This is a genomic window from Vibrio sp. A8-1 (assembly GCF_013048685.1).
Classification (GTDB): Bacteria; Pseudomonadota; Gammaproteobacteria; order Enterobacterales; family Vibrionaceae; genus Vibrio; species Vibrio metschnikovii.
Genome location: NZ_VHTC01000023.1, coordinates 23,709 through 48,461, shown reverse-complemented (window position 1 = coordinate 48,461; position 24,753 = coordinate 23,709). Strand labels below are relative to the sequence as shown.

At 42.7% G+C, this 24,753-nt stretch carries 18 protein-coding genes; 6 read left to right on the top strand and 12 right to left on the bottom strand.

Annotated elements, in window-relative coordinates; translation table 11 throughout:
• Positions 1-77: 77 nt before the first annotated feature.
• The gene (locus FKN93_RS12680) at positions 78-890 is read right to left on the bottom strand and encodes an AraC family transcriptional regulator (protein WP_170905230.1); all 813 of its coding nucleotides are present in this window, start codon (positions 888-890) and stop codon (positions 78-80) included.
• Between the two features lie 436 nt (positions 891-1,326).
• Between FKN93_RS12680 and FKN93_RS12675 the strand changes: the two genes are divergently transcribed.
• Both FKN93_RS12675 and FKN93_RS12670 read left to right on the top strand, forming a co-directional pair.
• Complete coding sequence (locus FKN93_RS12675) at positions 1,327-2,430, top strand: PEGA domain-containing protein (RefSeq protein WP_154170824.1); 1,104 nt, start codon at positions 1,327-1,329, stop codon at positions 2,428-2,430.
• Between the two features lie 158 nt (positions 2,431-2,588).
• On the top strand, positions 2,589-4,406 hold the full coding sequence (locus FKN93_RS12670; protein WP_158145250.1) for a formylglycine-generating enzyme family protein: 1,818 nt from the start codon (positions 2,589-2,591) through the stop codon (positions 4,404-4,406).
• Between the two features lie 65 nt (positions 4,407-4,471).
• Here the strand turns inward: FKN93_RS12670 and pdxH are convergent, their stop codons facing one another.
• The 8 genes from pdxH to FKN93_RS12630 form a co-directional block, all read right to left on the bottom strand.
• Entirely contained in the window at positions 4,472-5,107 is a 636-nt protein-coding gene (gene pdxH / locus FKN93_RS12665) for a pyridoxamine 5'-phosphate oxidase (RefSeq protein WP_004396844.1), read from the bottom strand.
• Between the two features lie 105 nt (positions 5,108-5,212).
• On the bottom strand, positions 5,213-6,886 hold the full coding sequence (locus tag FKN93_RS12660) for a FapA family protein (RefSeq protein ID WP_158145251.1): 1,674 nt from the start codon (positions 6,884-6,886) through the stop codon (positions 5,213-5,215).
• Between the two features lie 157 nt (positions 6,887-7,043).
• The gene (locus tag FKN93_RS12655) at positions 7,044-8,762 is read right to left on the bottom strand and encodes a SpoIIE family protein phosphatase (RefSeq protein ID WP_161426037.1); all 1,719 of its coding nucleotides are present in this window, start codon (positions 8,760-8,762) and stop codon (positions 7,044-7,046) included.
• Positions 8,763-9,097: 335 nt separating this feature from the next.
• On the bottom strand, positions 9,098-9,961 hold the full coding sequence (locus FKN93_RS12650) for an NAD(P)-dependent oxidoreductase (protein WP_170905229.1): 864 nt from the start codon (positions 9,959-9,961) through the stop codon (positions 9,098-9,100).
• A 75-nt stretch (positions 9,962-10,036) separates the two neighbouring features.
• On the bottom strand, positions 10,037-10,756 hold the full coding sequence (locus FKN93_RS12645; RefSeq protein WP_170905228.1) for a YebC/PmpR family DNA-binding transcriptional regulator: 720 nt from the start codon (positions 10,754-10,756) through the stop codon (positions 10,037-10,039).
• 77 nt (positions 10,757-10,833) lie between these two features.
• Positions 10,834-11,043, bottom strand: a complete 210-nt coding sequence (locus FKN93_RS12640; protein ID WP_170905227.1) for a DUF3283 family protein — start codon at positions 11,041-11,043, stop codon at positions 10,834-10,836.
• 222 nt (positions 11,044-11,265) lie between these two features.
• A complete protein-coding gene (locus FKN93_RS12635) occupies positions 11,266-11,469 on the bottom strand; it encodes a hypothetical protein (RefSeq protein WP_004396838.1) in 204 nt (67 codons plus the stop codon).
• Between the two features lie 435 nt (positions 11,470-11,904).
• Positions 11,905-13,881: a replication initiator protein RctB domain-containing protein gene (locus FKN93_RS12630; RefSeq protein ID WP_170905226.1), complete on the bottom strand. Its 1,977-nt coding sequence runs from the start codon at positions 13,879-13,881 to the stop codon at positions 11,905-11,907.
• A gap of 1,559 nt (positions 13,882-15,440) precedes the next feature.
• On the opposite strand from FKN93_RS12630, the gene FKN93_RS12625 reads away from it, so the two are divergent.
• Positions 15,441-16,658: a ParA family protein gene (locus tag FKN93_RS12625; protein ID WP_040905504.1), complete on the top strand. Its 1,218-nt coding sequence runs from the start codon at positions 15,441-15,443 to the stop codon at positions 16,656-16,658.
• A 7-nt stretch (positions 16,659-16,665) separates the two neighbouring features.
• On the top strand, positions 16,666-17,637 hold the full coding sequence (locus FKN93_RS12620; protein WP_170905225.1) for a ParB/RepB/Spo0J family partition protein: 972 nt from the start codon (positions 16,666-16,668) through the stop codon (positions 17,635-17,637).
• An 80-nt stretch (positions 17,638-17,717) separates the two neighbouring features.
• Here the strand turns inward: FKN93_RS12620 and FKN93_RS12615 are convergent, their stop codons facing one another.
• Complete coding sequence (locus FKN93_RS12615; protein ID WP_004396834.1) at positions 17,718-18,752, bottom strand: extracellular solute-binding protein; 1,035 nt, start codon at positions 18,750-18,752, stop codon at positions 17,718-17,720.
• A 223-nt stretch (positions 18,753-18,975) separates the two neighbouring features.
• Here FKN93_RS12615 and FKN93_RS12610 point away from each other — a divergent pair, with 223 nt between their 5' ends.
• Positions 18,976-21,012: a GNAT family N-acetyltransferase gene (locus FKN93_RS12610; RefSeq protein WP_170905224.1), complete on the top strand. Its 2,037-nt coding sequence runs from the start codon at positions 18,976-18,978 to the stop codon at positions 21,010-21,012.
• A 424-nt stretch (positions 21,013-21,436) separates the two neighbouring features.
• Positions 21,437-22,642, top strand: coding sequence for an FAD/NAD(P)-binding oxidoreductase (locus FKN93_RS12605; protein WP_170905223.1), 1,206 nt, complete (start codon positions 21,437-21,439; stop codon positions 22,640-22,642).
• 82 nt (positions 22,643-22,724) lie between these two features.
• On the opposite strand, the gene FKN93_RS12600 is transcribed toward FKN93_RS12605, so the two are convergent.
• Entirely contained in the window at positions 22,725-24,068 is a 1,344-nt protein-coding gene (locus FKN93_RS12600; protein WP_170905222.1) for a methyl-accepting chemotaxis protein, read from the bottom strand.
• A gap of 57 nt (positions 24,069-24,125) precedes the next feature.
• Positions 24,126-24,668, bottom strand: a complete 543-nt coding sequence (locus FKN93_RS12595; protein ID WP_170905221.1) for a cache domain-containing protein — start codon at positions 24,666-24,668, stop codon at positions 24,126-24,128.
• Positions 24,669-24,753 lie beyond the last annotated feature (85 nt).

The following is a 24,753-nucleotide window of genomic DNA, read 5'->3' as shown; positions in this document are numbered from 1 at the left end:
GAATTCAGCGAGAGCAGTATTCGGGATCACTGGTAATAGGCTTGCGGACAAAGAGTCCGCAAAGCGCAATAAACCATTTATCGACTACACTGCTTTTTGTATTGAGAAGGGGAGATACCTTGTAAACGAGAAAAGGTATGAGTGAACGCACTTTGATTTGAAAATCCTGCCAATTCAGCGACTTGACCCAAGGTAAAACGAGATTGCTCAAGGAGTTGTTTCGCCATATCCACACGTTTACTCAATACATATTGGTGTGGGGTAATCCCCAATTGCTCTTTGAATAATTGGTGAAACTGACTCTCACCTAAGTAAACGCTGCCGGCTAATTGAGCAACTGATATCCGCCGACTTAAATGCTGCTCGATATAGCGATCGATCGCGTCTAAATCAAAACGAGCCTCTTTACGATGGACTTCAAACGCCGAAATATGACGCAATAACAAAGCGAGCACGGTATCACTGCACGCTCGACTCAGTAATAAATCGTCCGGACTGGCATGCATTTCCAGCACTAGCATCTGAATGAGTTTTTGGATCTGCTTATCGAGTTGAAAATAAATGTCGCTACGCGCCAGTTCATTGATTCTCTGTAACGTTAAAGGATCATCCCCTTGTGGTAAGGGCAAATTCAACACCAAAATGTCCGACTGTCCTACCGTCGCACCGAAAGCATGCCCTGTACTTGAAGTCACGACACATCCTTGTCCAGGGCCAACAATATTACCGATGCCAGATACCTCAAAATCTGCTTGTCCCTTCAAGCCAATCACAATTTGTGTGTAACTATGATCATGGCAATCCATGTAATCCGGTAAAGTAATTAATTCCGCCGGACGAGGCGACAAAAGTTTGGCTCTTTCTGGGTTATTCACTAAATATTGACTCATGAGCACTGCACCATGGGATGATCTCTCTGCATGTTATAACATTTTTATCAGAAACCAAGCTTGATGGTGAAATAAGTCTCATCTCACTATCAATACCGCCAACAACAAGCAAAATTAGCGCTCACTTAGAGCAATAGCCCCTGATCCGAGACTTCGGAACAATGATCAAGTGCACATAAATTACGGTCAATGAGTATCCAATTAAAAAACGTTAAAGCAGATCGGAAATCGGTGCTTGCATATTTCAAGAATCTGCTCAAAATGGAGTAAGTACATTTATAAAAGATACAAAATCAGTGACCTACTCACTAGATTTTGTATACAATTGTGCCTTCAGGATGAGAATTTTTTGCGATGAGCCAGCGTATTGATAACGCTGTCAAAAGTTTGTCTTTCTCCACTATAATGTGGCTATGTTAATTGTTGCAGGGACCTAATGATCAAATATCACCTCCCAGCGCTACTGCTTGCGCTAAGCCCTCTGTGGGTATCGGCATCGGTGTTCGCGGAAGAAGTTACACAGGTTGATCCTGTGGCCGCTATCGATGAAAAAATAACCATTAAACAAAGTGAAATTGACACTATCGCTGCGGAATTTGAAGCAGAAGGAGCTCAACTTCAACAACTTAAAAACGAACAAGCACGTTTAAAACGTGAAAGTGATGAGCTTAATGCACGGCAAAACCGGGCAAAATCCGCTCTGGACAAACAGTATAATCGCCTTCTTGAAGATCCAGACACTGATTTAGTCACCTTCCAACAACGTTATCAGCAGGCTTGGGCCGATGTAAAACAAAACCAATCGGAACAACTTACTAATCAGCAAGCGATAACTGAAAGTGATATGCGTTTATCGCAAATGAAGCAGCGTCATGCGCGTTTGAAAACTGAGTTTACGAACTTGCAAGAGAGCAAAATGGATGCTCGAGTTAAACGTCTCGAAGCTGAGCTTCGTCAAAGCCGCGTCTTGGAAGCCAGCTTCCGCACCACGTGTTCTACCAGTATGACTCTGGGCGAATGTGCCAATCAAGGTCAGCAGTTGACTCGTCAGCGTGCCGTGAATACCTTTAGAGAGCAACTGCTTGATAATTTGACTGAATCGGTCATCGCTAAGCAAAATCTTCGTGGTGTAGAACTCAACATTCACGTCCAAGAAAGCCAGGTGATTCGCAGTGGGTTTGAAGGTAACAACGAGTATTTCACTCATATTCAGGCTCAGCTACAAGCTCGTCCAGAAGCCGTCGCCGCCTGTAAGCTGTTAAACCTATCCAGTCGCTATTGCTTAAAAAACGCCACCGAAGCTGTCAATAGCAAGAATGAAAAACAGTGGGCCAATGTGACTATTCGCTCAGATCAGTATCATGATTCTGTCACCATTAATGGTATACAATACGGTAGTACGCCTGTGGAAGTTGTTTTACCCGCAGGACGTCATCAAATTTCTGTGACGAAGGACGGATTTGAGACCTATAATCAAACCGTGACAATCAACGGAAATGACACTATTTGGGTAAGACTTCGCCCCAGTAGAAACGATTAATTCCTGTAAATCGACCCGTTTTCTGGTCTGATTTCACAAAGCTGTCGTTTAAACGCCGTTTTGGTCCTAAGTTATTGAAAGATGACTTCTGACAAAACGGCGTTTTCGTTTAGAATAGCGACAATAATTTTTAAAAAACTTAACTGAAGTAGGCAACAATGCGACCAGGTTTACCCGTTCTGTTATTAGCACTTTTACCTTGCTTAGTGACAGCACCCACGTTAGCTGAAGGCACACCTTCCTCAGTCATGGCGATTGATGACGCATTATTTACGCATCATACCCAGTGGCAAGAAGCGAAGAAAGCAACTCAACATCAGCAAACGGTGGTGGACACTCAGCAAGCTGAACTCGCTCGTTTAACTGCCTTAGCGAAACAACTCAATACCGCGTTTAATTCAGCGAAAACAGCCCTTGAACGTGATTATTTGAAAATGATTGATGAACCGCAATTAGACATTAGCGGTTCACAAAACGCTTACCAAACAGCTTGGTCTGAAGTTAAGAAGAATCAGCAAGACACTTTACTTGCTGAACAAACCTTGCAAGAAATGCACAATCAGCTCGTTCAATTACAAGCTAGCCAAGACGCTATCCAACAAAAAATCACTCAACTGGATCAAGATAAACTCCGAGCAAGAGCTGAGCGATTACGAACAGAATTGAGTCGTGTCGGAGAACAAAAAGTTAGCTTTACCAATGTGTGTAATGCGGCGATGACCTTGGCACAATGTAGCCAGCAAACGACTGATTTAGCTCAGCAAAAAGCGGTTAATCAATTTCAAACTTGGCTAATAGAAGAAACCACCGAAGCGCCATTAATCAAACAGCATCTGGCTTCCGTTTCGCTCAACATTCATTTACTCAGACATAAAACCGTTGATTCTGGCTTTTACGACGGTAATCGCTTTAAAACTGTGCTCGAAGCGCAATTAGATGCAAGACCAGCAGAAAATGTGCCTTGTACATTACTCAATATTGATAGCCAATACTGCTTCGCCCCTGGTGATGGTAGTCACCCTAGTCAACAAAAAGAAGTGGCTTGGGTCAATGTCATGATTCGCTCGAATCAACATAACGATCAGGTCACGATTAATAGCGTGCGTTATGGTAGTACTCCGGTTGAAATTATGCTTCCCACGGGTCAGCACCATGTTGTGATAAAAAAGGAAGGCTTCCATCCCTTTGATCAACAAGTCAATATCAGTAACGATCACACCTTACGTGCCGTATTACGTGAAATCGTCAATGAAGTAAAAGCCGGTGATAAGTTCGCCGATACTCTGAAAAATACTCAGCAAGCCCCGCAAATGATCACTCTACTCGCAGGGGAGTACTTATTAGGGGAGAACACATCTCGTCAAGTTCGCCTTGATCATGCTTTCGCTATTAGCGCAACGCCAGTCACCGTAGGGCAATTTAAGCAATTTATTCAACAAACGGGTTATAAAACCGATGCTGAACTGAAAAATATTTGTCTGGCAGTACAAGGAACAACGGTTGCTCCTGTATCAGGAAGCGATTGGAAAAATCCCGGCTTTCAGCAAACAGCTCAATCACCTGCCGTCTGTATCAGTCGTAGCGACGCAAGAGCTTATACCAATTGGTTAACTCAACAAACTGGGTTTCGTTATCGCTTACCGAGTGAAGATGAGTGGGAGATCGCCGCTCGCGCTGGGCGGAGAACTGATTACTGGTGGGGGAATGATTTTGGCGCTGGTCAAGCCAATACTGGATGGAGTGGTACGCCATGGTCAAATAACCGTACATCACCCGTCATGGCATTTTCACCAAACCCATTAGGCTTTTACGATATGGTTGGTAACGTTTGGCAATGGACATCAGACAATCCCGGTATCGCTAAAGGTGGAGCATGGAGTTTTTCACCTGAAATGGCTAAAGCCTACCATCAACTCTTTGTCTCGCCGTCTACGGCGGCCAACTATCTCGGATTTCGCGTCCTACGCGAGCTATAGCGCAAGCATTAAATACAATAAAGGGGGATAAGTCACTTATCCCCCTTTATCATCTCTAACCGGTTTTATGGCGCTAAACGCTCTATCTGCCACTGCTGATCAGATTTGCTGTATAGAAAACGATCATGTAGACGATGCTCGCCACCTTGCCAAAACTCAATACTTTGCGGTTTGATTCGATAGCCTCCCCAAAATTTAGGCACAGGAATTTCTCCTTTAGCAAATTTTTGTTTCAGTTCGAGATACTTACCTTCTAATACACCACGAGCAGAAATACGGCTACTTTGCTTACTCGCCAATGCGGCAAGCTGGCTCTCTTTAGGTCGAGAGGTGAAATATTTCATGTTCTCAAAGGCAGTCAGTTTTTCCGCGACGCCAGTAATGTGCACTTGACGCTCTAAAGGATGCCAAGGAAAGTGCAAACTGACTCGATGATTATGTTCAATATGCTGCGCTTTACGACTGGCTAGGTTGGTGTAGAAAACCAAGCCTTGCTGATCAATATTTTTTAGTAAAACAATTCGTTGAAAAGGTTGACCATGTTCATCTACGGTCGCAACCGTCATCGCCGTCGGATCAGCGAGCCCGGCATTAATCGCTTGCTCTAGCCAAAAATTGAATTGCTCGATAGGATCGAGCAATAAGTCCTTACGGCGTAATCCACCTTGTGTGTACTCACGACGAATATCTGAAAGATCCATGTCTACTCCTCTTTTTTGGCTATGATTGTGCGCCGATAGCCTAACGATCTCAAGTAGAACGGATTGATTTCGCCCGTCGAACTCTCACCGTGCAGAGTCTCTGGCTTAAATTCCAATATCCTCTTGATCCAATTTGGAGGAAAACTTAATCTCATGTTGATTAAAAATAATCATCGAAGGCCCATGAACTCGCTTTGTGACCACTTTTTCATCACCATATTGAATCGTCACGTGAGTGAAGACCTTGCCTTTAACTTCAATGGTATTGATTTCCAACATCTGTTCAAATTCTTCATTTAATAAGTCTACCGCCACCTTCACTTTTTCCATCCGTTCACTTGATTGCGCCTTATGCTGATCAATCTGTGACGCTTCTTCCTCATTACGCTCGGCTTTAGGACGCTTTTTAAACTCTAATTCCCGGCGAATGACTTCCATCGTGCTCTCTTGAGCTTGTTTATAATACTCTTTATGTTTAGCGATTCGGTCACGGTACCATCCATAGCGAGCAAATGCTTCAAGCGTTGTGGCCGCATCGCCTTCTACTCCTAGATTAAAGCACACGACTTTTCCGCCAACTTTCGCACTACCGCCGCTGAGTGTGCCTTGTTTTTCCGCTTTATCTAAAACGGTTAGATCGCCCCCACAGCGAATATCATTGCTCAGACTATGCACAGAAAGCTGGATATTTTCCGCGGCTTGTAACTCAGAAAATTGGGCATAATTGGCCTTAATACTGCCTCCCGATTTGACCACACAGGTTTTCGCTTCATCATCATAAACCGTATGGCCAATAATTCCTTTACCGATCTCGATATCACCTTGAGCTTGTACATCTGCCGATTCAACAAATCCACCGATCACAATAGACCCCGTCGCGCGGACAATCATTCCCGGCTCAACATCTCCGGCAATAACCACACTGCCTTTAAATTTCACGTGACCAGTTGCGACACTGACGTTATTTAGACACAAGGCGCTTTCTACATCGACCGTTTTATTCTTAATGATCGGCATTCCAGATAGACTGGATAACAACAAATTAGGATCATCAGGAGAGATGTGTGTCCCTTTACCCGCAACCAGTACCCCTTCGTTACCCGGTTTAGCAGGAATGACTTTCCCCAACACGGTAAAACCCGGCTCACCCTGAGTTGCAGGCTTACGACGCATCACTGGATCGTTTTCTTCGACGGTGATTGTTTCTCCCAGATTTCTCATATCGACTTTATGCGGATCGGCCGTTTTTTGCGGAGCTAAAATGCGGGTTGTCACATCATCCACTAAAGGGACAAATTGCACGTCTTGACCTTGAATCGGCGCTTTACCCTGAGCAATCGGTTGAGTAAAGGTTTCTCCGGGTTTTAAGGTTTTACTCACCAGTAAGACTTTTTTTAAAGCTTGTTTATTTATGCCTTTAATTACATAAGCTTGCGCTAAAGCATGCACTAACTCACTGCCATAAAGACCACGCCCCCCATAAGCGCCTGTGACCACCATACTGGCTAGCATATCTTGTTCACTCAAGACGACTTCAACAGCCGCATTTCTTTTTTCAGCAATGATGATGCCTTCACGAGCCTCTTTTTTACCTTCTTTGACACAATTGATAAAACGATTCACCGCCTCTTCGAGCAAATAGAATTTCCCTGCTCCTAATCGAGCTAAAGACTCACTCAATCCCGTTTGAGCTAATTCAGGGTTTGCATTGCTATCGCTCGGTAAGCGCGCAATAACGCGACTCTTGTCTTCCGAGAGAGTAATCAGATCCTTCCACATAATACTCAACCTTACCGCATCTCTTTGGGTTAAAGAGCAGTGTATAAAAAATGTCTGAATCACTAAATAATTCGATGTTCAAATTAAGGCCCCCATCACTGGATATCGGCTTTAAGTTAAAAAAAGGCCATATTAAAGACCTAACCTCGACATTCGTTTAATGCTCGTAATCCTCAATGACCACAGAGACGTCTGGAAAAGCGTACCGAGTATCAAAACGATATACGGCTTGAATTTGCTGACCGTGGTTTATATAACGAATCGATTCACATAACTCGGTTGCAAATAGTAAATCTTGATCATCATGCGTCAACTCCGTTTGCTCAGTATTAACGTCTGTCAACGGTCGCCCATTATGTTCGAGAATAAACAACACCCTTTGCTGCTGAGGTTGATAATCGACCTGAAAACGGATCCAGTAATCGTCAGCTAATTCCTCAAGCAACTGCTCTCGCTGTTGGTGGTAAAGCACAAAACCGTCAGGATGACTTTTGAGAGCCGTCGATAAACCAAGTAAGCCTTGTTCAATAATCTTCGTAAACAGTTCCGATAAAATTGAACAGATAAAATCCAGATGATCGCCAACTTGAATAATCCCTTTTAAAAATAAACGAACTTCATTCATGACGATGATCTGCTTTAATACCGAAGCGGAAAAATAGAGTTCACTTTTACAAGGAATTAAACTGGGAGAAGAACCGAGCGTCGGCTGAGTATTTTGGGCATTAATGATCGGAAAAGACATGGCAAGGATAGAGAGATCTTCATCTTGCCCTGCTGGTGAAAAAGCGTGCACCGCCGAATCAATCAGGCTGATGAACGATTGAGTCGATGCTTGTGTCAATAATGTTTCCAGCCGTTTTCGACCAAACACTTCGCCGTTTTGATGACGAGTTTCAATAACCCCTTTCGTGCAGCAGACAATACTCTGCCCTGGTGAGAGTTTAAAGTGTTTGATATCACAACGAAACATTTCACTCGGTAGAACACCTAAGGGCTGATGTGTCGATGCCAAGCGTTTCACCAACTGACGATTCGGCGATAATATATAACCGTCAGGCATTCCTCCCCCCCACCAAGAGATTTCAAAACCGTTGGAGTGTATTTCAAATAAATGAGCCGCAACATGAATACTTGGGGGCAAAAACGTTGCCAATTCTTGATTAAGCTCGACAACCATTTCGCTTAATGCACAACCTCGTTCCGCCAATGCAAAAAAAGCGCGAGTCGCAGGAATATTAGCAATCGCAGCAGGCAACCCATCGACACTAGAATCGGCGATCATCACATAAATTCCACCATAACGACGCCGAGCCACCAAGATCAAATTACCGTTAAAAATCGTTGAAGGCGTAGAGATGTAATGAATACCATAAATCGGTTCGATTTGTGCACTCATCTCTTCGACCAAATTACTGAAAATCGACTCTGCTACCGAGTAATCATGCTGGACTTGATCTTGGAATATTTGTAACTGATCACGCTGCAAGATCAGTTGCTGATGCATTTTGACAATCCGATAGTGCGCCTGTATTTTGGCTAATAAGACACTTTTTTCGATTGGTTTAGGAATAAAATCATCACCGAGAGCAAGGCAGCGAGAAAAAGAGTCTTGATCATCCAATGCCGTGAGAAACAAAATAGGAATATGCTGATCAGGAAAAGCCGTACGGATCTCTTTTGCGGTAGTAAAGCCATCTTTTACTGGCATGATCACATCGAGAAGAATAATGTCGGGTAAAGGATCCATCTTTTTCATTGCCGCGACCACTTCCTGACCATCGGCAAAAAGATCAACATGCGGCGTAATATGACTCAACATAATACGGCACAATTCTCGGTTGGTCGCATGATCATCGATGATCAACACTCTCATACTCGGCCTCACTGACTGTGCGTGTTATTCATTTTTAGACGATTAAGGCCTGTTAGCCTTAGCTATTTCATCGGCTCTATCGATAAAAATGAGCCAAGAACATCGCAAGAGTAACAAACCCTATGCATAAAAATATAGTTCAGTTTATGAGTTAGAGCGAATAGCTTTGCTGATCAAAAGAAGAAGCCAATGATCTATCAACCAACAATAAATACATCAATGCCCAAATCAAACCTATAGAACGTTTTGTTTGGGCATGATGGTGGGCTTTCAATTGTTTTGTGTTGTCCCTCCCCCATCATCGATGATGACTAAGAGACGTCAGCGGTAAAAGATCAATCCCTAAGAGCTTTGATTAAAACCGAGGTATCCATCCGGCCAAGCCCCTGAGCAGACAAATCACGATAACGTTGCGCCGTTACTTCCGTCAGCGGTAAAGACAAGCCATGACGCTCAGCTTCATCAAGACAAAACTGCAGATCTTTGATCATCCAATCAATAGCAAAACCAAAATCAAAGCGGTTCTCAGCCATACTGATTGCACGATTCTCCATTTGCCAAGAGCCTGCGGCGCCATTTTTTAAACAAGCGATCATGGTTGGAACGTCTAAGCCTGCTTTTTCAGCTAATAACAAACCTTCAGACAGTCCATTTAAGATGCCAGCGATGCAAATTTGATTGACCATCTTAGCACTTTGCCCTTGACCAACCTCTCCCATCCGTACTGCAGAACGACCATAAGCGGCAAAAACAGGTTGTAGCTTTTCAAATAGCGTTTGCTCTCCGCCACACATAATGGTCAATTGCCCATTCTCAGCGCCAGCTTGTCCGCCAGAGACCGGAGCATCCATAAAGCTTATTCCCTGCTCTTTCGCCGCTTGTGCAAGCTCTCGGGCAAGCTCAGCGGACGTCGTAGTATGATCGACTAACATAGCATTTGGCTTCATTGCTGATAGCGCGCCATGCTGGCCAAGCGTAATGCTACGGACATCATCGTCATTACCGACACACATCAATACGACATCAGCATCAGCGACACATTCAGCAATGGTCATTGCCGCGTGACCAGAGAATCGCTGAGACCAATCAATGGCTTTTTGCTGATTACGGTTAAAAACCCTCACTTCAAAACCCGCATTGGCTAAATGCCCAGCCATCGGATACCCCATCACACCTAAACCAAGAAAACTGACTTTCATAATAATTTCCCTATATTGAATAAGATTGACATGCTAAAGACGTAAAAAAGCCGAGACAAGCTCGGCTATTCATCATTACTCGACGTCAGCGTTATGGTAAACCTGCTGAACGTCATCACAGTCATCCAATAAATCGAGGAATTTCTGGAATTTTTCAGCATCTTCACCCGTCACAGCGGTACGATTTTGTGGCACGAATGTGATTTCTTCAACATCTAAGACTAAATCAGGAAAAGCATTAGCCAATGCCGTTTTCACTTTGAAAAACTCGGTGTGAGGTGCAAACACGGTAATCACATCGTTGTCCAACTCAATATCCGTCACATCGGCGTCTTCCATCATCAGCGCTTCAAGGATCGCCTCTTCGTCACTGCCTTTGAATTGAAAGACCGCTTGATGATCAAACATGTGTGCAACGACGCCTGGAGTTCCAATTTTCGCTCCAGTTTTCACAAAGCATTGACGAACGTCTTGATAAGTACGGTTACCGTTATCGGTTAAACAATCAACGATCACGCTTGCGCCACCTGGGCCAAAACCTTCATAGCGGGCAGGTTGATAATCTTCACCGCCACCGCCTGTTGCTTTATCTAACGCTTTATCAATAACATGGGCAGGAACTTGATCTCTTTTTGCTTTAGAGATCAGGTGGCGTAGAGATAAGTTCATATCTGGATCTGTGCCACCATTTTTTGCACACATGTAAATTTCTTTACCGTACTTGGAATAAACTTTAATTTTTGCGCCTTGAGTTTTCGCCATAGCGGCTTTGCGCACTTCAAAACTTCTTCCCATCGGGATCTTCTCTCTTATTCAATTAAATGCGATGGTTACAGCAATCAAGAGTGATCTTGGCTGTTTAATCATGAACGCTACGCTACGCCCATTACTCGTTTGTACTTATCTACTGACTGCTGAAACCAAGCTTTCTCTTGTTCAGAGTTCAGCTTGGTTAGCTGCTTAGTGATCGCTTCCGGTCCACATTTAGCCTGCTTGATCTGCCAAACTAAAAAAGAGGCCTGCTTATCAAGCTCTATCTTGTTTTTCTGCTCCGCATCCAGCAACGCAAGGTTAAAAGACATTAGTAAACCCACAATCAGTAAAAACGTGATGCGAAATATAGCATAGGAATGGTAAAAATTAAGAGTCAAAATCGTGCTTTGGGCTGCTTTAAGCCAAGAAATCATCAAAAATAAAGGGCGGCCTTAGCCACCCTGCTTTATTAACGGTTTCATGCATTTTAACCGTAAAACCACTTGAAGAGGATCATTCGTCACTCTTCAAACGCAATCATCTTTCGTGATTTAGTGAAGAAGACCTAACTCTTTGGCTTCTTCAATCGTTAAACCACTTTCACGAATATCGCGTAGCATTTCAATGCGACGACGAGCCTGCGCAGACTTCAGCGTTTTGCTAGGACGCTGCATTTCTGCTTCTTCCGTAACCTCAACATCCCATTTATTGGCGATGTTAGTCATTTCATCATGGTCAATTGAATTTATAGACATTGCAACCTCCGAACAAACCATGCTAGGAACCAGTTATCTGTAACAAAAGGCCAAAACCTTGTTAAGCAGATTTTAGCGAGAGTGTGACTTAAGCAATGGTTCATTTATCATAATCGATAAATGACTCAATTATTTTCTGCTCACTCTGAGTATAGAAGTACATCGAGCGGATTATCGGTAAAAAATTCACTAAATCAACTAGTGCGGAAAAATATTTTACTGATCAGTTCGTTAAATAGGCAGTCATCGATAATTCAATCATTGATAAGTAATGAAAGCATGATCAAGGTGGGTTGCTGTTGTTCCAAGTTGCCTGAAAGTCTTCGTGCTCATCGGTGAACTCTATTCACTTTACGAAACCATTTCCCGTTATCGCTCAGAAGCGGTAACGAGAGATGGTTTAGGGGACGTGATTGGATAGAGAATAACAGCGGATTAAACGCCGATAGCCACTTCATCTAAGGCACGGAACACCGTATCGTCGATATGCTCTTCATAAACTAACTTACAGACTTTACGACGAACCGCTAAGCCAGAGATTAATCGCTCGATTGAAAGGTGTTTATTGCGGTGCTGAGTATTATACAGCTCGATCACCTTACTCAACGTGCTGTAAGGTACGACGCAATCATCCACTTTTAGCCAATCGAGCTTATCAATCAATTCCTGACACTCTTCACGAATGGATGAAGGGGCATGCCCAGTCATGGCTGCTAAAGCCGTTATGCTTCGTTCTAGCGCCTCTGCTGAGGTATATTTGGATAAGGTTATGGTGATTTCATCTGCGTTGATCTCAACCAGATGCTTACGTAACTTCACTCGTCGCCCTAATCGACCACGAGGCGTCGACGGTTTACGTTGTATCGGTTCAAATTCACCATCAATAATTTCGGATAACTCTTGAAGCCTTTGTTTTGAAACCATTTCATTTCGCAATGGGTTCGGTAACGTTGGCGCCATATTACGCTTACCTGCATTAGTGGTCTTGGCGCGAGAATAACGCAGTACCTCTTCTACATCACATTTTATGGCAACTTGATAATCAACCACTTTACTTTGTTCAACCAGCTCACTGATCGTTAAATGGTAACCCCATAAATTAACCGTAAAATCACCGGTTTTATCTTCATCGTTAGACAATCGTCTTAACTCGCGGATCAGATCCATCGAAAAACGCCGCCATTCGATATTGCGAGCTAATTTCTGATTAAGCTCACTCAACATCATAGTATCGGTATGGCGACGTGACATTCTGCTACGAAAATACGAATAGAGTTGGAAGACTAATGTATGTTGTTTAAGAATTTCAGGTGGAAACAAGAAGAAATAGTCTTTGGTCATCAATTCTTCAAAAAATGAGGGCTCCCATACCAAAATATACAGATTGGGTTTAATGCGAATTTCACCATCGCTGCCTTCTGTGGGTGCTTCTTCAGACGCGGTGATCGTGCGTGCTAGAAAACGAAAACGATCACTTTTAAAGCCTTCAGGCATATTCTCACTCAGCCAGCGACCGGTTAATTCGTGTAACTGAAAATCGGTAAATTCAATGCGATCAATACTATCACGAATCGAGTCTCGCGCTGGACCACTGTCTTTTTTACCTCTTAACGACAAAATGTCTGTGATATACAACGGAGTTTTATTAGGAACGTATTTCGCATTGAGCTGATAATCTTCTTGATGATGATCGTGATATTGTACTGTTAAGGTAAACAGAGCAAACAGGGTCATAAGATCATCGACCGTCATGATGTTTTTAGATGATCGCGTTTCAATCACAGCACGAGTTCCTGAGATAGATACCATCGATTTTTGATAACTTTTGCGTGTGCGTGGTGGTGCTAATGCTTGATCAATGATCCCTGCCCAGTTGGTTGGAGAGACAACAAATTGCTCAGCTTCGTCTTTCATTGCTGGAGGCGTATTAAGACCATGCTCATGTAACAAACGTTGGTTAACTTGTGTTTGTGCTAGTGCCTTTGAACGTTTACGTTTTTCACTTTGTTTTACGGATTCGGTGATGAGACTGGTTGAACCTAATACGGAGATCAGCTGATTAGGATTAACAAACTGATGAAGCATGGTTTTGCCTGCCAGACCTTCTTCAAAACGAACTGGGATCTGTTTAAATAGTCCAATGGCAACAGCGGCACGTAACCTTTGTTGAATGGCCGCTCTGGTCAACTGACCATCCGTTGCTTCGATCAATTCTGTTGTAGACACTAAACCATCTTTGCTGCGAAAGCCTCTAAGCGAGATTAAGTTTAACAATTCAATGATACTTTTAGTGACACCCTTGAAATGTTGATACTGTTCGATCCAGTCTACCGCGGTTTCTGAGACGACAAAAAGATGCCCATCTTTGTGGCTTCGTGGTGCTTTGATTAACAATTTTTCTTCTGATGCCATGATTAGTTCCGTATCACACAAGCCGTAATATCGCCATAGTTCCAAGAGCATAATCAAAAAAAGATCATAAATAAAGGAAAATTTCTGTTTTTTAAATAACTGATCTTTTTGATTATTCTGATCTATATTGATTAGTATGATCATATGATCTGACAGGATTTTCACGGCTAACCTATTGTATTTAATTGATAAAAAAATAGTTCAACAAGAAGCATGATCATGACTTATTCGCAACGATGATCAATAGTTATTAGAAAGCATGATCAAACGATCACTGAAGCGTGATCATGTGACTGACGAATCAATGATCATTATGATTTCGGATCAATGATCACGGTTTCTCTACAGGTTATCCACAGGCAGCTTATCGTTGAAGCTTCTTTTCTCAAATTGATGGCTCATTGATATGTAAACATGACAGGAAGCATGATCATCAAATCGGTATTTTGAGATCTTTGATTAAAGCGCGTATCTATTTTCGATTCGGTTTTACCTTTTGGGTCCATCATTTTAACGGTCAGTGTTTATTTGTCTATTTTCCTGTGTTACGAAAGCATGATCATGTTGATTATGATGATTTTGCACGGTTTCTGTTGCTGTTTTTATTGGTCATCGTGAAAGAGAGATAATCGATAAAGCCTGATTGCAACTGACGTCTTCCGTAAATTATCTGGTATTTATCATGCTTCCGGTGATTTTTCTTCACTTGATCATCTTTCCGATCTTGGATCCTACGATTAACTGATCCGAATAAACGTGATTCGTCGATTTTCTTCCTTGATCATGTTTCCATCATAGGGGTTTTACCTAGGAAGCATGATCATCATTCAAGCCATGATCATGCTTCCTATTTTCTCCCTCCTCCATTCTTAAGATCGTACACAGTATTTAAGATGGATTTGAGTCTCGATAACCTTACTCAGTGGTTTTTGGTGAATATAAACCGAAATATTGAGAGTATAGATGTGCAAATAGCCTTGTAAGGTTGGTAGAGTCATGCTGATGACCACATTGACACGTTGTTTCACTATTTCAGGTTATGATTGAAATGACACCAACCGTAATTTATCGATGATGGATAATCGTTCCGATGATTACTAATCTTCAATTTTTAGGTCAAGTTTTATACGAAAGAGAGGTTTTATTATTGTGATAAGTCTATCTTGATTATTTTAAAGGGATTTTTAATGGTTTATATCCCTCCTCTCGCGGGTGGTTAGAAAAATGCGTGGTTTTATTACCTGATTAGGATGGTTTCTTTTGTGATATTTTTGTTGATGACGTTCCTTCTTCTTTTGGCTACTGATTGGATAATAATGGATAGCAGAGTTTACATTGTAAATAAGTGACGCTGTGACACTTTTATGGTTTTGCTTTTGTTGCCGGGTTATCCGTAGAAATTAATCAAAAAACTGTCAGCATTTTGTCATATGTTTCTCTATTGGTGTTATAAAATCTATTTATTGTGATTTCTGTCCTAAATTGTATGTTCACCTTTTTATTGTATTGTATGTTTATTGCTGTACAATTATGGTCATTAACGGATGATGAGAATGGCTATGAAAAGAGAACAAACGATAGAAAATCTCTACAGGCTCGCCGAGCAAACTCAGCAAGTGCAAGCTGATCGAATAGAGATTGTATTAGAAGAACGTCGCGATGAGCACTTCCCTCCGATGTCAAAAGCATTGATGGAAACACGTTCGGGCTTAACACGACGTAAACTTGATGAAGCGATTGCTAAACTAGAAGCCGCTGGTCATCAATTCACTAAAAATAATGCTAACCATTACTCGATTTCATTGGCTGAAGCACACATGCTTATGGATGCTGCTGGTGTATTGAAGTTCCACCAGCGTAAAAAAAATACTGAGAATAAGCCTTGGATCATTAATGTTCAAAACCAAAAAGGCGGAACGGGTAAGTCGATGACGGCGGTGCATTTAGCGGCTTGTTTAGCACTAAATTTGGATAAGCGTTATCGCATTTGTTTGATTGACTTAGATCCGCAAGGGTCTTTACGTCTATTTTTGAATCCTCAAATTAGTTTGGCAGAACACAGTAATATCTACTCTGCGGTTGATATTATGCTCGATAATTTTCCCGAAGGGACCGAGATAGATACGGCATTTTTGAAAAAAAATGTGTTACTGCCCACCCAATACCCGAATTTAAAAACCATCTCAGCCTTCCCTGAAGATGCCATGTTTAACGCTGAAGCTTGGCAATCACTGTCTAAAAATCAATCGTTAGACATTGTTCGTTTGTTGAAAGAGAAGTTGATTGATAAAATTGCCGATGAATTCGACATTATCATGATTGACACTGGACCACACGTTGATCCTTTGGTGTGGAATGCTATGTACGCGTCAAATGCATTATTGATCCCTTGTGCGGCAAAACGTCTTGACTGGGCATCAACCGTGAATTTTTTCCAGCATTTGCCAACGGTTTATGAAATGTTTCCAGATGATTGGAAAGGGCTAGAGTTTGTTCGTTTAATGCCAACGATGTTTGAAGACGATAATAAAAAGCAAGTTTCTGTATTAACCGAGATGAACTATTTATTGGGCGAGCAAGTGATGATGGCTACTATTCCACGCAGCCGTGCTTTTGAAACTTGTGCTGATACCTACAGTACCGTGTTTGATTTAACGACGAGTGATTTTGAGGGCGGTAAAAAAACCTTAGCCACAGCGCAAGACGCGGTGCAAAAAAGCGCACTTGAGCTAGAGCGTGTTTTGCATTCACATTGGCTTTCTTTAAATCAGGGGTAAGTAATTCATGGCCATAAAAACATCTGATCTGAACGCTAAATTGTTCGGTAAAGCCGATAAAAGACGGGCCTCTACCCCGCAAGAGGCACAAGCCGCTGCTAAAGCCCAAGCGCAGATCATTGAGTTAACCGTTGCCGGTGAAGCGATGGTAACTTTTGAACTTATTCGTATACCGGCTTCAGAGATTGATAGTCGTACTTCTGTTTTTACTCAAAATGCGCGTGAGCAATCATTCCTTAACGAACATGCGTTGGCCGATATTCTCAATACGTTACGTGAGCGTGGGCAGCAATATCCGGCTGTCGGTCGTCGGCTTGAGAACGGACAAATTGAGATCCTAGATGGTAGTCGCCGTCGTAAATCGTGTTTGATTGCCAAGCAAGATTTTTTAGTTTATGTCGCTGATAATATCACTAGCGATCATGCTAAATTTTTGTCTGATGTAGCGAATGCACATAAGCCCTTATCTCTGTATGAAAAAGGCAAAGAAATGCAAGCTCAGCTTGATAGTGGAGCAGCAGAAGATCAAAAAGCGTTAGCTAAGATGTTTCAGTGCAGTGAGGCGTTAGTCAGCGGAGCGCTAAAGGCGGCTTCACTGCCTCTAGCCCTGTTACAAGCTTACCCAAATGTGGTTGAACTTGGTCGACCGACCATCGTTAAATTACATAAGCAATTTAATGAATTAACACCTGATCAGCAAAAAGAGTTGTTAGATAAATGTCAGCAAGCCAATGGCTTTGTTTGGCAACACTGTCAGTCTCAAGGGGTTACTCGGATCACCAAAGAGGTCACAGAAACGATAGAATCTTGGATAGAGCAGCTTTCGCCACCGAAAAAAACGCTGAATAATAAAATTGAGCTGGTCAAAGGCCTAGTCAACTATCAGCGTAAAGGGCCGCTATTAACGCTGAATATCCAAAAAGTTGATGACCAATTGGCTCAAGAGATTTTAGACTTTCTCGAAAAGAAACTTAGCTAACTCGGTATCGTTTTCTTTCAACATAAAAAAAGACAGCCCATAAAATGGGCTGTCTTTTTTTATGTTAAGTGTATGGACGATTATTGATTACGCAGACGCTGCCAGTAGCGTTCATAAATAACGAGCGCTTCTGGGCCTACATCGTTAATAAATTCGCCTTTTTGCATCTCTTCATCAGAAGGAAAAATCGACGGATTATTACGTAGTTCGTCCGCTAATAAAGCTCTTCCTGATTGCGTTGCGGATGCATAACCTAAACTGTTTACTATCTCGGCTTGATTCTCAGCTTGATACATAAAATTAATAAATTTATGGGCTAGTGCTTTATTATTACTACCGGAAGGAATAGTAAAGTTATCCATCCATAGTACAGCACCTTCTTCAGGCATCACGAAGGTAAGCTCTGGTAGCTCTTCTTGGCCTTGGAATGCGTTGCCATTCCACTGCATGCCTAGGGCGACTTCGCCAGAAACATAAGGTACATGCGGCGCATCAGAGTTATACAGCAATACATTACGTTTTAAGGCAACCAATGATTGATAAGCCTTTTCTATTTCTGCTTCGTTTTGGGTATTGATACTAAATCCATTGAGTTTCAGTGCCATACCAAATACATCACGCATATCATCAATCAGCATGACTTGACGGACATATTTCGGGTCCCACAGATCGGCCCAGCGAGAAATTCCGTTAGGCAAATAAGCAGCGTTGTAGCTAAGGCCAGTAATGCCCCAAATGTAGGGCAAAGAATACTGGTTCTTTGGATCATGCGCTTGACCTAATAACGATGGCATAGCATCTTTCATGTTTGGAATTTGTGCGTGATCCAATTCGCTCAATAGCCCTTCACGAGCCATTTTTTCAATAAAATAAGCGGAAGCAAAAACAACATCATATCCGCTGCCTTTAAGAAGTTTGAGCCTAGTGTACATGGATTCATTATTCTCGAAGGTTGAATAATGGATCGAAACGCCTTCTTGAGCTTCAAACTGTTTGAGTGATTTTTCTGGCAGGTAGCCACCCCAAGCGTAAACATTCAGTCTTTGTGCTTGCGCACTCACTTGAGCAGAAGTAATGACGGCTGCGAGGACCAATCCTTTGATGAAAGATTTCATTGCATTTTCGTTCCTTAAAGTCCAGCCCAATGCTGGTGTTCAGATGCATAATTAGTTAAATCGGTGTTTCAATAAAGCAAATATAATTTATCGTTAAGAACAATTATTTTAACCTTCTCAATTCTTTGGCTTAGCATGATGTTTATTGTGTCGCGCAAGCCGATACCGTATCCACTTTACCTTTGTGCTACCATTGCCAAATCATGATGAAATGTGAATCTGTATGACGACTTTAACGACCGATTATCTTAACTACTTCCAATCTCTCCAACGCTGTGCACAACAGCGTAATCACCGCTTTGCCGTTTATCTGTCTGGTGAACTACCATGGAGTCGGCATGTTCTTCAAGCATGGCTTGCAACAGTAGAGGAACATCGTGTTGTACAACTTGGTGGTGTTCCGTTTTTCGCCGCTTCTTCGTTAGCGTATAACCAAGGACAGCGTCTTTTAGGTCAAGAATGTCATGTATTGATCATGGATTTTAGCCAAGGATTTGATGCTAATAGTTTTAGTGCTGCCTTAGGGACGTTAATTGGTGGCGGGCTTCTGTTTATTATCGGTCATCAGGTTAATCCTACCGCCGCTGATAATATTTGGCTTACTCGAGCACTTGAGCAGTTATTGATTGTTACCGAAAGCGATATTCCTGCCCTTCCTAAGTCTTTCCTTGTTCCTGAGTCATGCCATACCCAAGAACAAGCATTAGCGGTTGAGGCGATGCTTCGAGTGGTTACTGGACATCGTAAGCGCCCATTATTACTTACCGCCGATCGCGGTAGAGGCAAAAGTAGCGCTTTAGGTATCGCTGCTGCCAAGTTAATGCAATCGCGAACGCTCAAGATCATCATTACAGCGCCACGCTTATCGGCGATTACTCCGGTGTTTTATTTTGCAGCGCAAGGTTTACCCGGTGCAAAGGTAAGTAAAGATAAAATTGATTATCAAGCCTCTCAATTACAGTTTATTGCTCCAGATGAGCTGGAGCAACATGAGCATGACTGTGATTTATTGTTGGTCGATGAGGCAGCAGCACTGCCGTTACCGTTTTTGTATCGTTTTGTTGAGCGTTATCATCGAGCGGTCTTTTCGACCACTATTCATGGCTATGAAGGTTGTGGGCGAGGTTTCACGCTCAAATTTCAACACTGGTTAGCACAGCATCGACCACAAACGCATTGCCTACATTTGGAGCAACCTATTCGCTGGGCTGCGCAAGACCCTCTAGAGACTTGGCATCGAGAGACCTTTCTCCTCAATTATGATTTACGGTCGGATTTAGCAGCGATCACGCTCGATAATATCGATTATTTTAGTGTATCGAAAACCGAGTTATTGGCGTCACCTAGTTTGTTAAAAGAGGCGTTTGGTTTATTAGTTAATGCCCATTATCAAACTTCGCCGAATGATCTTTTCCATTTGTTGAGTGACGAAAAATTAACGCTCTACGTTGCTAGCCATCAGCAGTGTCTGGTTGGGTGTCTATTAGCGGTGCAAGAAGGCGGGTTGGACCAAGAGTTAATTGAATCGGTTCAGTTGGGTCAGCGTCGTCCTCGGGGGCATCTTGCCCCGGTTACATTAGCCAATCAGATGGGAATAACAAAGCCTGCGCAGCAGCAATGTTGGCGAGTGATGCGAATAGCGGTTCATCCCCAGCGACAACATTTGGGTATTGGCAGCCAGTTACTGACTCACTTTATTGAACACCATCCTTGTGATTATGTTGCTACCAGCTTTGGTGCTACGCCGGAGCTTATCCATTTTTGGCAACGCAATGGTTTTCATAGCATCAAGTTAGGTTCACAACGTGATCAAGCGAGTGGTTGTTTTTCATTACTGATGATCTACGCTCGACACGTTGAATGGCTCTCTCAAGCTCGTCGGCAATTCCAAGCACATTTGCTCTACGAGTTGAAAGATAGTTTGCAGTGCTTAGCTGCAAAGACGGTTTGTTTGTTATTGAGCGAAGCTAAAACCGAGAAGCGAATAACGTTGCCGGTTGATTTATTGACTCGTTACAGTATGGGCGGGGCGAATTATGAAAGTGTCGCAGTGTGGATTGAAAAACTCCTCATTCATTCTGCTTTTCAATCCTCAATGGTGATCGAAGATTTATTGATTGAAAAAGTCATTCAACAGCGTACTTGGACAGAGTGTGCAGCGACACATGGCTATACCGGACGTAAACAAACAGAGCAAGTATTACGTCACCAGCTCGCTCGGTTATTGAGTGATTTACAGTGTAAACTGAGCCTTCAATAAAACGAGGATTGAAATTTACACTGTAAACTGGAAAGCGTGTGACTGAGTCTACGAATTTAATCAATCCTCATTGGTATTGAGAGTAACTACTGACTACTTTTATAAGGGGTTGCTTATATTCGATTTCGATAAAAGGACACAACCCCTTAATCATTAGACGCTCATTTTACTTAACGCTGCTGCTTAGCTATGCTTGTGATTGGTCATTGTTGAGATTACTGTGCTGGTTGCCGACTTTAAGTGTTTGAGCTTGAAATCATGATCGATGATTTCGCTAGACGATAAAAGAAATTATTGTCAAGCGAGAACACCCTAGGAGTCACTATGGCTATTTCACGAAGGACGTTTCTTAAAGCAGGCGTTGGGGTTGGCGCGGTAGGGGTAGGTTATCGGCAGATAAATAAAACCAAAACTCAAGCTAACATTGTCATTGTTGGGGGGGGGAGCGGCCGGTATTGGTATTGCCAATCAATTGGGACATTATTTGGACGGCGCAACGATCACCGTGATAGAACCACGTGGTTTCCACTGGTATCAGCCGGGCCAAACGTTATTACTTGCCGGTGCTTATACACAAGTCAGTGATGTGATTAGTCCCAATGAACGTTTTATTGATGCTAGTGTGCGTTGGGTTGAAGATTCCGTAATTGAGTATCGGCCTGAGCGAAATCAAGTGGTGACTGAAAATGGTCTGTTAGTGAACTACGACTATTTGATTGTCGCGACGGGTGTTGAACTTCGTTATGACTTAATTGACGGGTTTGATCCGCAAGAAATTGGCCAAAACGGGATAACGAGTATTTATTACAGCCCGCAGGCCGGAATCGCTAGTCATCAACAAGCTCAAGCATTTGCCCATAGCCAAGGTGGTAAAGCCATCTTTACTCGACCGCAGGGGGCGATGAAATGCGCTGGAGCGCCAATGAAAGCGACCAACTTGGTAGAATACTTTGTCGCCCAGACCGGTCATCGAGATAAATTTGTTTTTGACTATTTTACGGCAGAGAATTTCCTTTTCTCAGTTAAAGTATTTGACCAGCGGATACGTGAGATTTGGCAGCAACGCAGCATTAACTCACACTTTCAGCGTACCTTAACCTCAGTCGATACGAGTAGAAAACAAGCCACATTCCAATTAGCGGACCAATCGACACACACCGTTGATTGGGATTTTATTCATGTTGCTCCCCCTATGACGGCCATAAAAACCATCAGAGAATCGCCATTGGCAGATAACGAGCAATTTAAGGGCTACCTAGAGGTCGATCAATATACGATGCAGCATAAGCGTTACAGCAATATTTTTGGCTTGGGAGATAATGTAGGGACGCCAATCGGTAAGACGGCGGCGTCTGTTAAAACGCAAATTCCGGTAGTGACACAAAACTTAACGGCACTAATAAAAGATAAACCATTAATGGCGAAATGGGATGGTTACACGTCATGTCCGATGATCTTAGATGTGGGTCATGCAATGCTGTGGGAGTTTGACTTCACTCTTCAACCGATGACAGCGCTACCGTTTCAAGTCGTTGACCCTCTAAAAAGCAGTCGCTTTGCTTGGAAGGTAAAAGAATCTGTGATTAAACCGATTTATGACATGATGCTACGTGGTTACACACCGATGTAGATCATTTTCTAGGAAGAGAAAAAACTCGCTACGTCTCTTTATCGCAAGACGTAGCGAGTCAGCTTCGGCAAGAATCAACCGGTTATATTCCCTTAAACTGATTAATCTTAGCGGCTAAATGAGTCATCTGTTTTTCTACGCCGATCACCGAATGTTCACCTTGCTGGGTAAGTTGTTCGGTGCGGCTACTTTGTTCATTTAAATTTTCTATGCTTTGATTAATTTCTACTACCGCTGCACTTTGTTCTTCAGCACCTTGAGCGATTTGTTGGTTCATTGAAAAGAGCGCTTGTAGAGTGGTGTTTAATGCTTGCACATCTTTTACTGCTTGATGATGAGTGGTCAAACTGTGTTGGCTATTTTCATGCACGACTTCAATTTGTGTGGTCACTGAATTCGACGCCGATCGAAGCTTATTGATGATGTCTTGGATCTCGGTGGTAGACTCACTAGTGCGTTGGGAAAGCGAACGCACTTCATCAGCAACGACCGCAAATCCTCGACCATGTTCTCCAGCCCTTGCGGCTTCTATCGCCGCGTTTAACGCTAACAAGTTGGTTTGCTCGGAAATAGAGCTAATCACTTCGAGAACGCGAAGAATATTTTCAATATGGTTGTTAAGCTGTTGCAGACTCTGCTGGCTGGTTGCCATATTCGAGCCGAGTTGTTCTATATGGGTAAGGCTGCTGTGCATCGCAGAGAGGGCATTTTGTAATGAGCTATTGCCTTGCGCGGAAAGCTCGCCTGCATGGCTAGCGAGTCGTGTCGCTTCTTCGGTTCGTTCGGTAATATGTTGACTGGCCTGAGAAATGGTTCCTAAAGCACTACGCTGTTCCTCGGTGGCTTGATTGGTTTCTTTAGCGTTATGTTTCAATTGTAAAAATGCCACTTGCGATTCCGCTACAGTTTGATTAACAGAACTTAATGAATCTCTGAACCGCTCAATAAAGAGGTTAATTTTCTGCGATAAATTCGCTACCTCTGCACCATCAAAAATATTCACTTTGTGGTTTAAATCAAGATGCTGGGCAATATGATCAATCTCACTGCTTAGTTGTTGAATCGGTTTAGTTAACGCCGTAACGACAAAGTGCATGATCACTAAGGCAACGGCGATAAAAATTAATGTAAACAGGAGCGATTGAATAAATTGAGCCATGATTGGTGAGGTAATTTGAGATTTGGGTATTTCAACAACCACAAAACGGTCTAAATCCGCTAACCAATAAGATCCAATTAAATAAGCGTCTTGGTTGACGGTAAGTTCAGTAATAATGGGAGCGGTTTTACCCGCACTAATGGCTTGTTGCAGTTGCCCGCTGGTATGATTCGCTAACACAGAATCTTTGGGAGCGACTTGGATTTTTCCGTCGCTCGATGCCAGCATGGCTCGCCCATTAGAGCCTATCCTAAAGCTTTCGATCATACTGACCAAGCTACTAACGTTGAAGCCTAACCCGGCGACCACATAAGGTTGATTGGTTCAAGGATTGACTTGTGTACTGCGATAATTAATAAAAATAACGTATTGCCTACCTACTTGATCTTGGTTCATGTTCAATTCAATGGGTTTGTTTTTGCCGAGAAAGTTGGGATAGAAATCTTTAAAGGGGTAATCGGCAAGGCGAGTGGCTCGATGCTGACCATCATAAGTAAAAATATATTTTCCTTCTGCGCTATCTAAGACGGCAAAAGCATTGTCTGATCCGAGTCGAGTCATCGCATTTTCTAATGCCTGATGAGCTACGGCGGGATTAGCAATGGATTTTTGTTCCGCGCTCCAATCCAGCAAACCTGAATGATGAGCAAGAAAATTCGACCCTGTGATCGCCGGTTGTAGCTGATTACTGATTTCAAAAGCGAGTCCGCGTAATTGACTCGGCAGAGTGTGCGACTTAAGCTCATTCAATTGATCATTTGATGTGCGGATTGCCTGTTGCCCCATGGCAATCAATGTACAAGTCACCAGTATGACGGATAGAACCCAGTTAATTCTGCGACGAATTGATAGCGTTTTCCAATACATAACATAAGCCTCATTTATTATTATTAACCAACCTATAGATCATAGTGTTTGTTTGCTAAAGTGAGTAATAAATGAACGAAAATAT

Coding starts and splice junctions, on each gene's coding strand:
- FKN93_RS12680 (WP_170905230.1), bottom strand. CDS start 890: ATGAGTCAATATTTAGTGAATAACCCAGAAAGAGCCAAACTTTTGTCG.
- FKN93_RS12675 (WP_154170824.1), top strand. CDS start 1,327: ATGATCAAATATCACCTCCCAGCGCTACTGCTTGCGCTAAGCCCTCTG.
- FKN93_RS12670 (WP_158145250.1), top strand. CDS start 2,589: ATGCGACCAGGTTTACCCGTTCTGTTATTAGCACTTTTACCTTGCTTA.
- pdxH (WP_004396844.1), bottom strand. CDS start 5,107: ATGGATCTTTCAGATATTCGTCGTGAGTACACACAAGGTGGATTACGC.
- FKN93_RS12660 (WP_158145251.1), bottom strand. CDS start 6,886: ATGTGGAAGGATCTGATTACTCTCTCGGAAGACAAGAGTCGCGTTATT.
- FKN93_RS12655 (WP_161426037.1), bottom strand. CDS start 8,762: ATGAGAGTGTTGATCATCGATGATCATGCGACCAACCGAGAATTGTGC.
- FKN93_RS12650 (WP_170905229.1), bottom strand. CDS start 9,961: ATGAAAGTCAGTTTTCTTGGTTTAGGTGTGATGGGGTATCCGATGGCT.
- FKN93_RS12645 (WP_170905228.1), bottom strand. CDS start 10,756: ATGGGAAGAAGTTTTGAAGTGCGCAAAGCCGCTATGGCGAAAACTCAA.
- FKN93_RS12640 (WP_170905227.1), bottom strand. CDS start 11,043: ATGTCTTTTAACCTTGCGTTGCTGGATGCGGAGCAGAAAAACAAGATA.
- FKN93_RS12635 (WP_004396838.1), bottom strand. CDS start 11,469: ATGTCTATAAATTCAATTGACCATGATGAAATGACTAACATCGCCAAT.
- FKN93_RS12630 (WP_170905226.1), bottom strand. CDS start 13,881: ATGGCATCAGAAGAAAAATTGTTAATCAAAGCACCACGAAGCCACAAA.
- FKN93_RS12625 (WP_040905504.1), top strand. CDS start 15,441: ATGAAAAGAGAACAAACGATAGAAAATCTCTACAGGCTCGCCGAGCAA.
- FKN93_RS12620 (WP_170905225.1), top strand. CDS start 16,666: ATGGCCATAAAAACATCTGATCTGAACGCTAAATTGTTCGGTAAAGCC.
- FKN93_RS12615 (WP_004396834.1), bottom strand. CDS start 18,752: ATGAAATCTTTCATCAAAGGATTGGTCCTCGCAGCCGTCATTACTTCT.
- FKN93_RS12610 (WP_170905224.1), top strand. CDS start 18,976: ATGACGACTTTAACGACCGATTATCTTAACTACTTCCAATCTCTCCAA.
- FKN93_RS12600 (WP_170905222.1), bottom strand. CDS start 24,068: ATGATCGAAAGCTTTAGGATAGGCTCTAATGGGCGAGCCATGCTGGCA.
- FKN93_RS12595 (WP_170905221.1), bottom strand. CDS start 24,668: ATGTATTGGAAAACGCTATCAATTCGTCGCAGAATTAACTGGGTTCTA.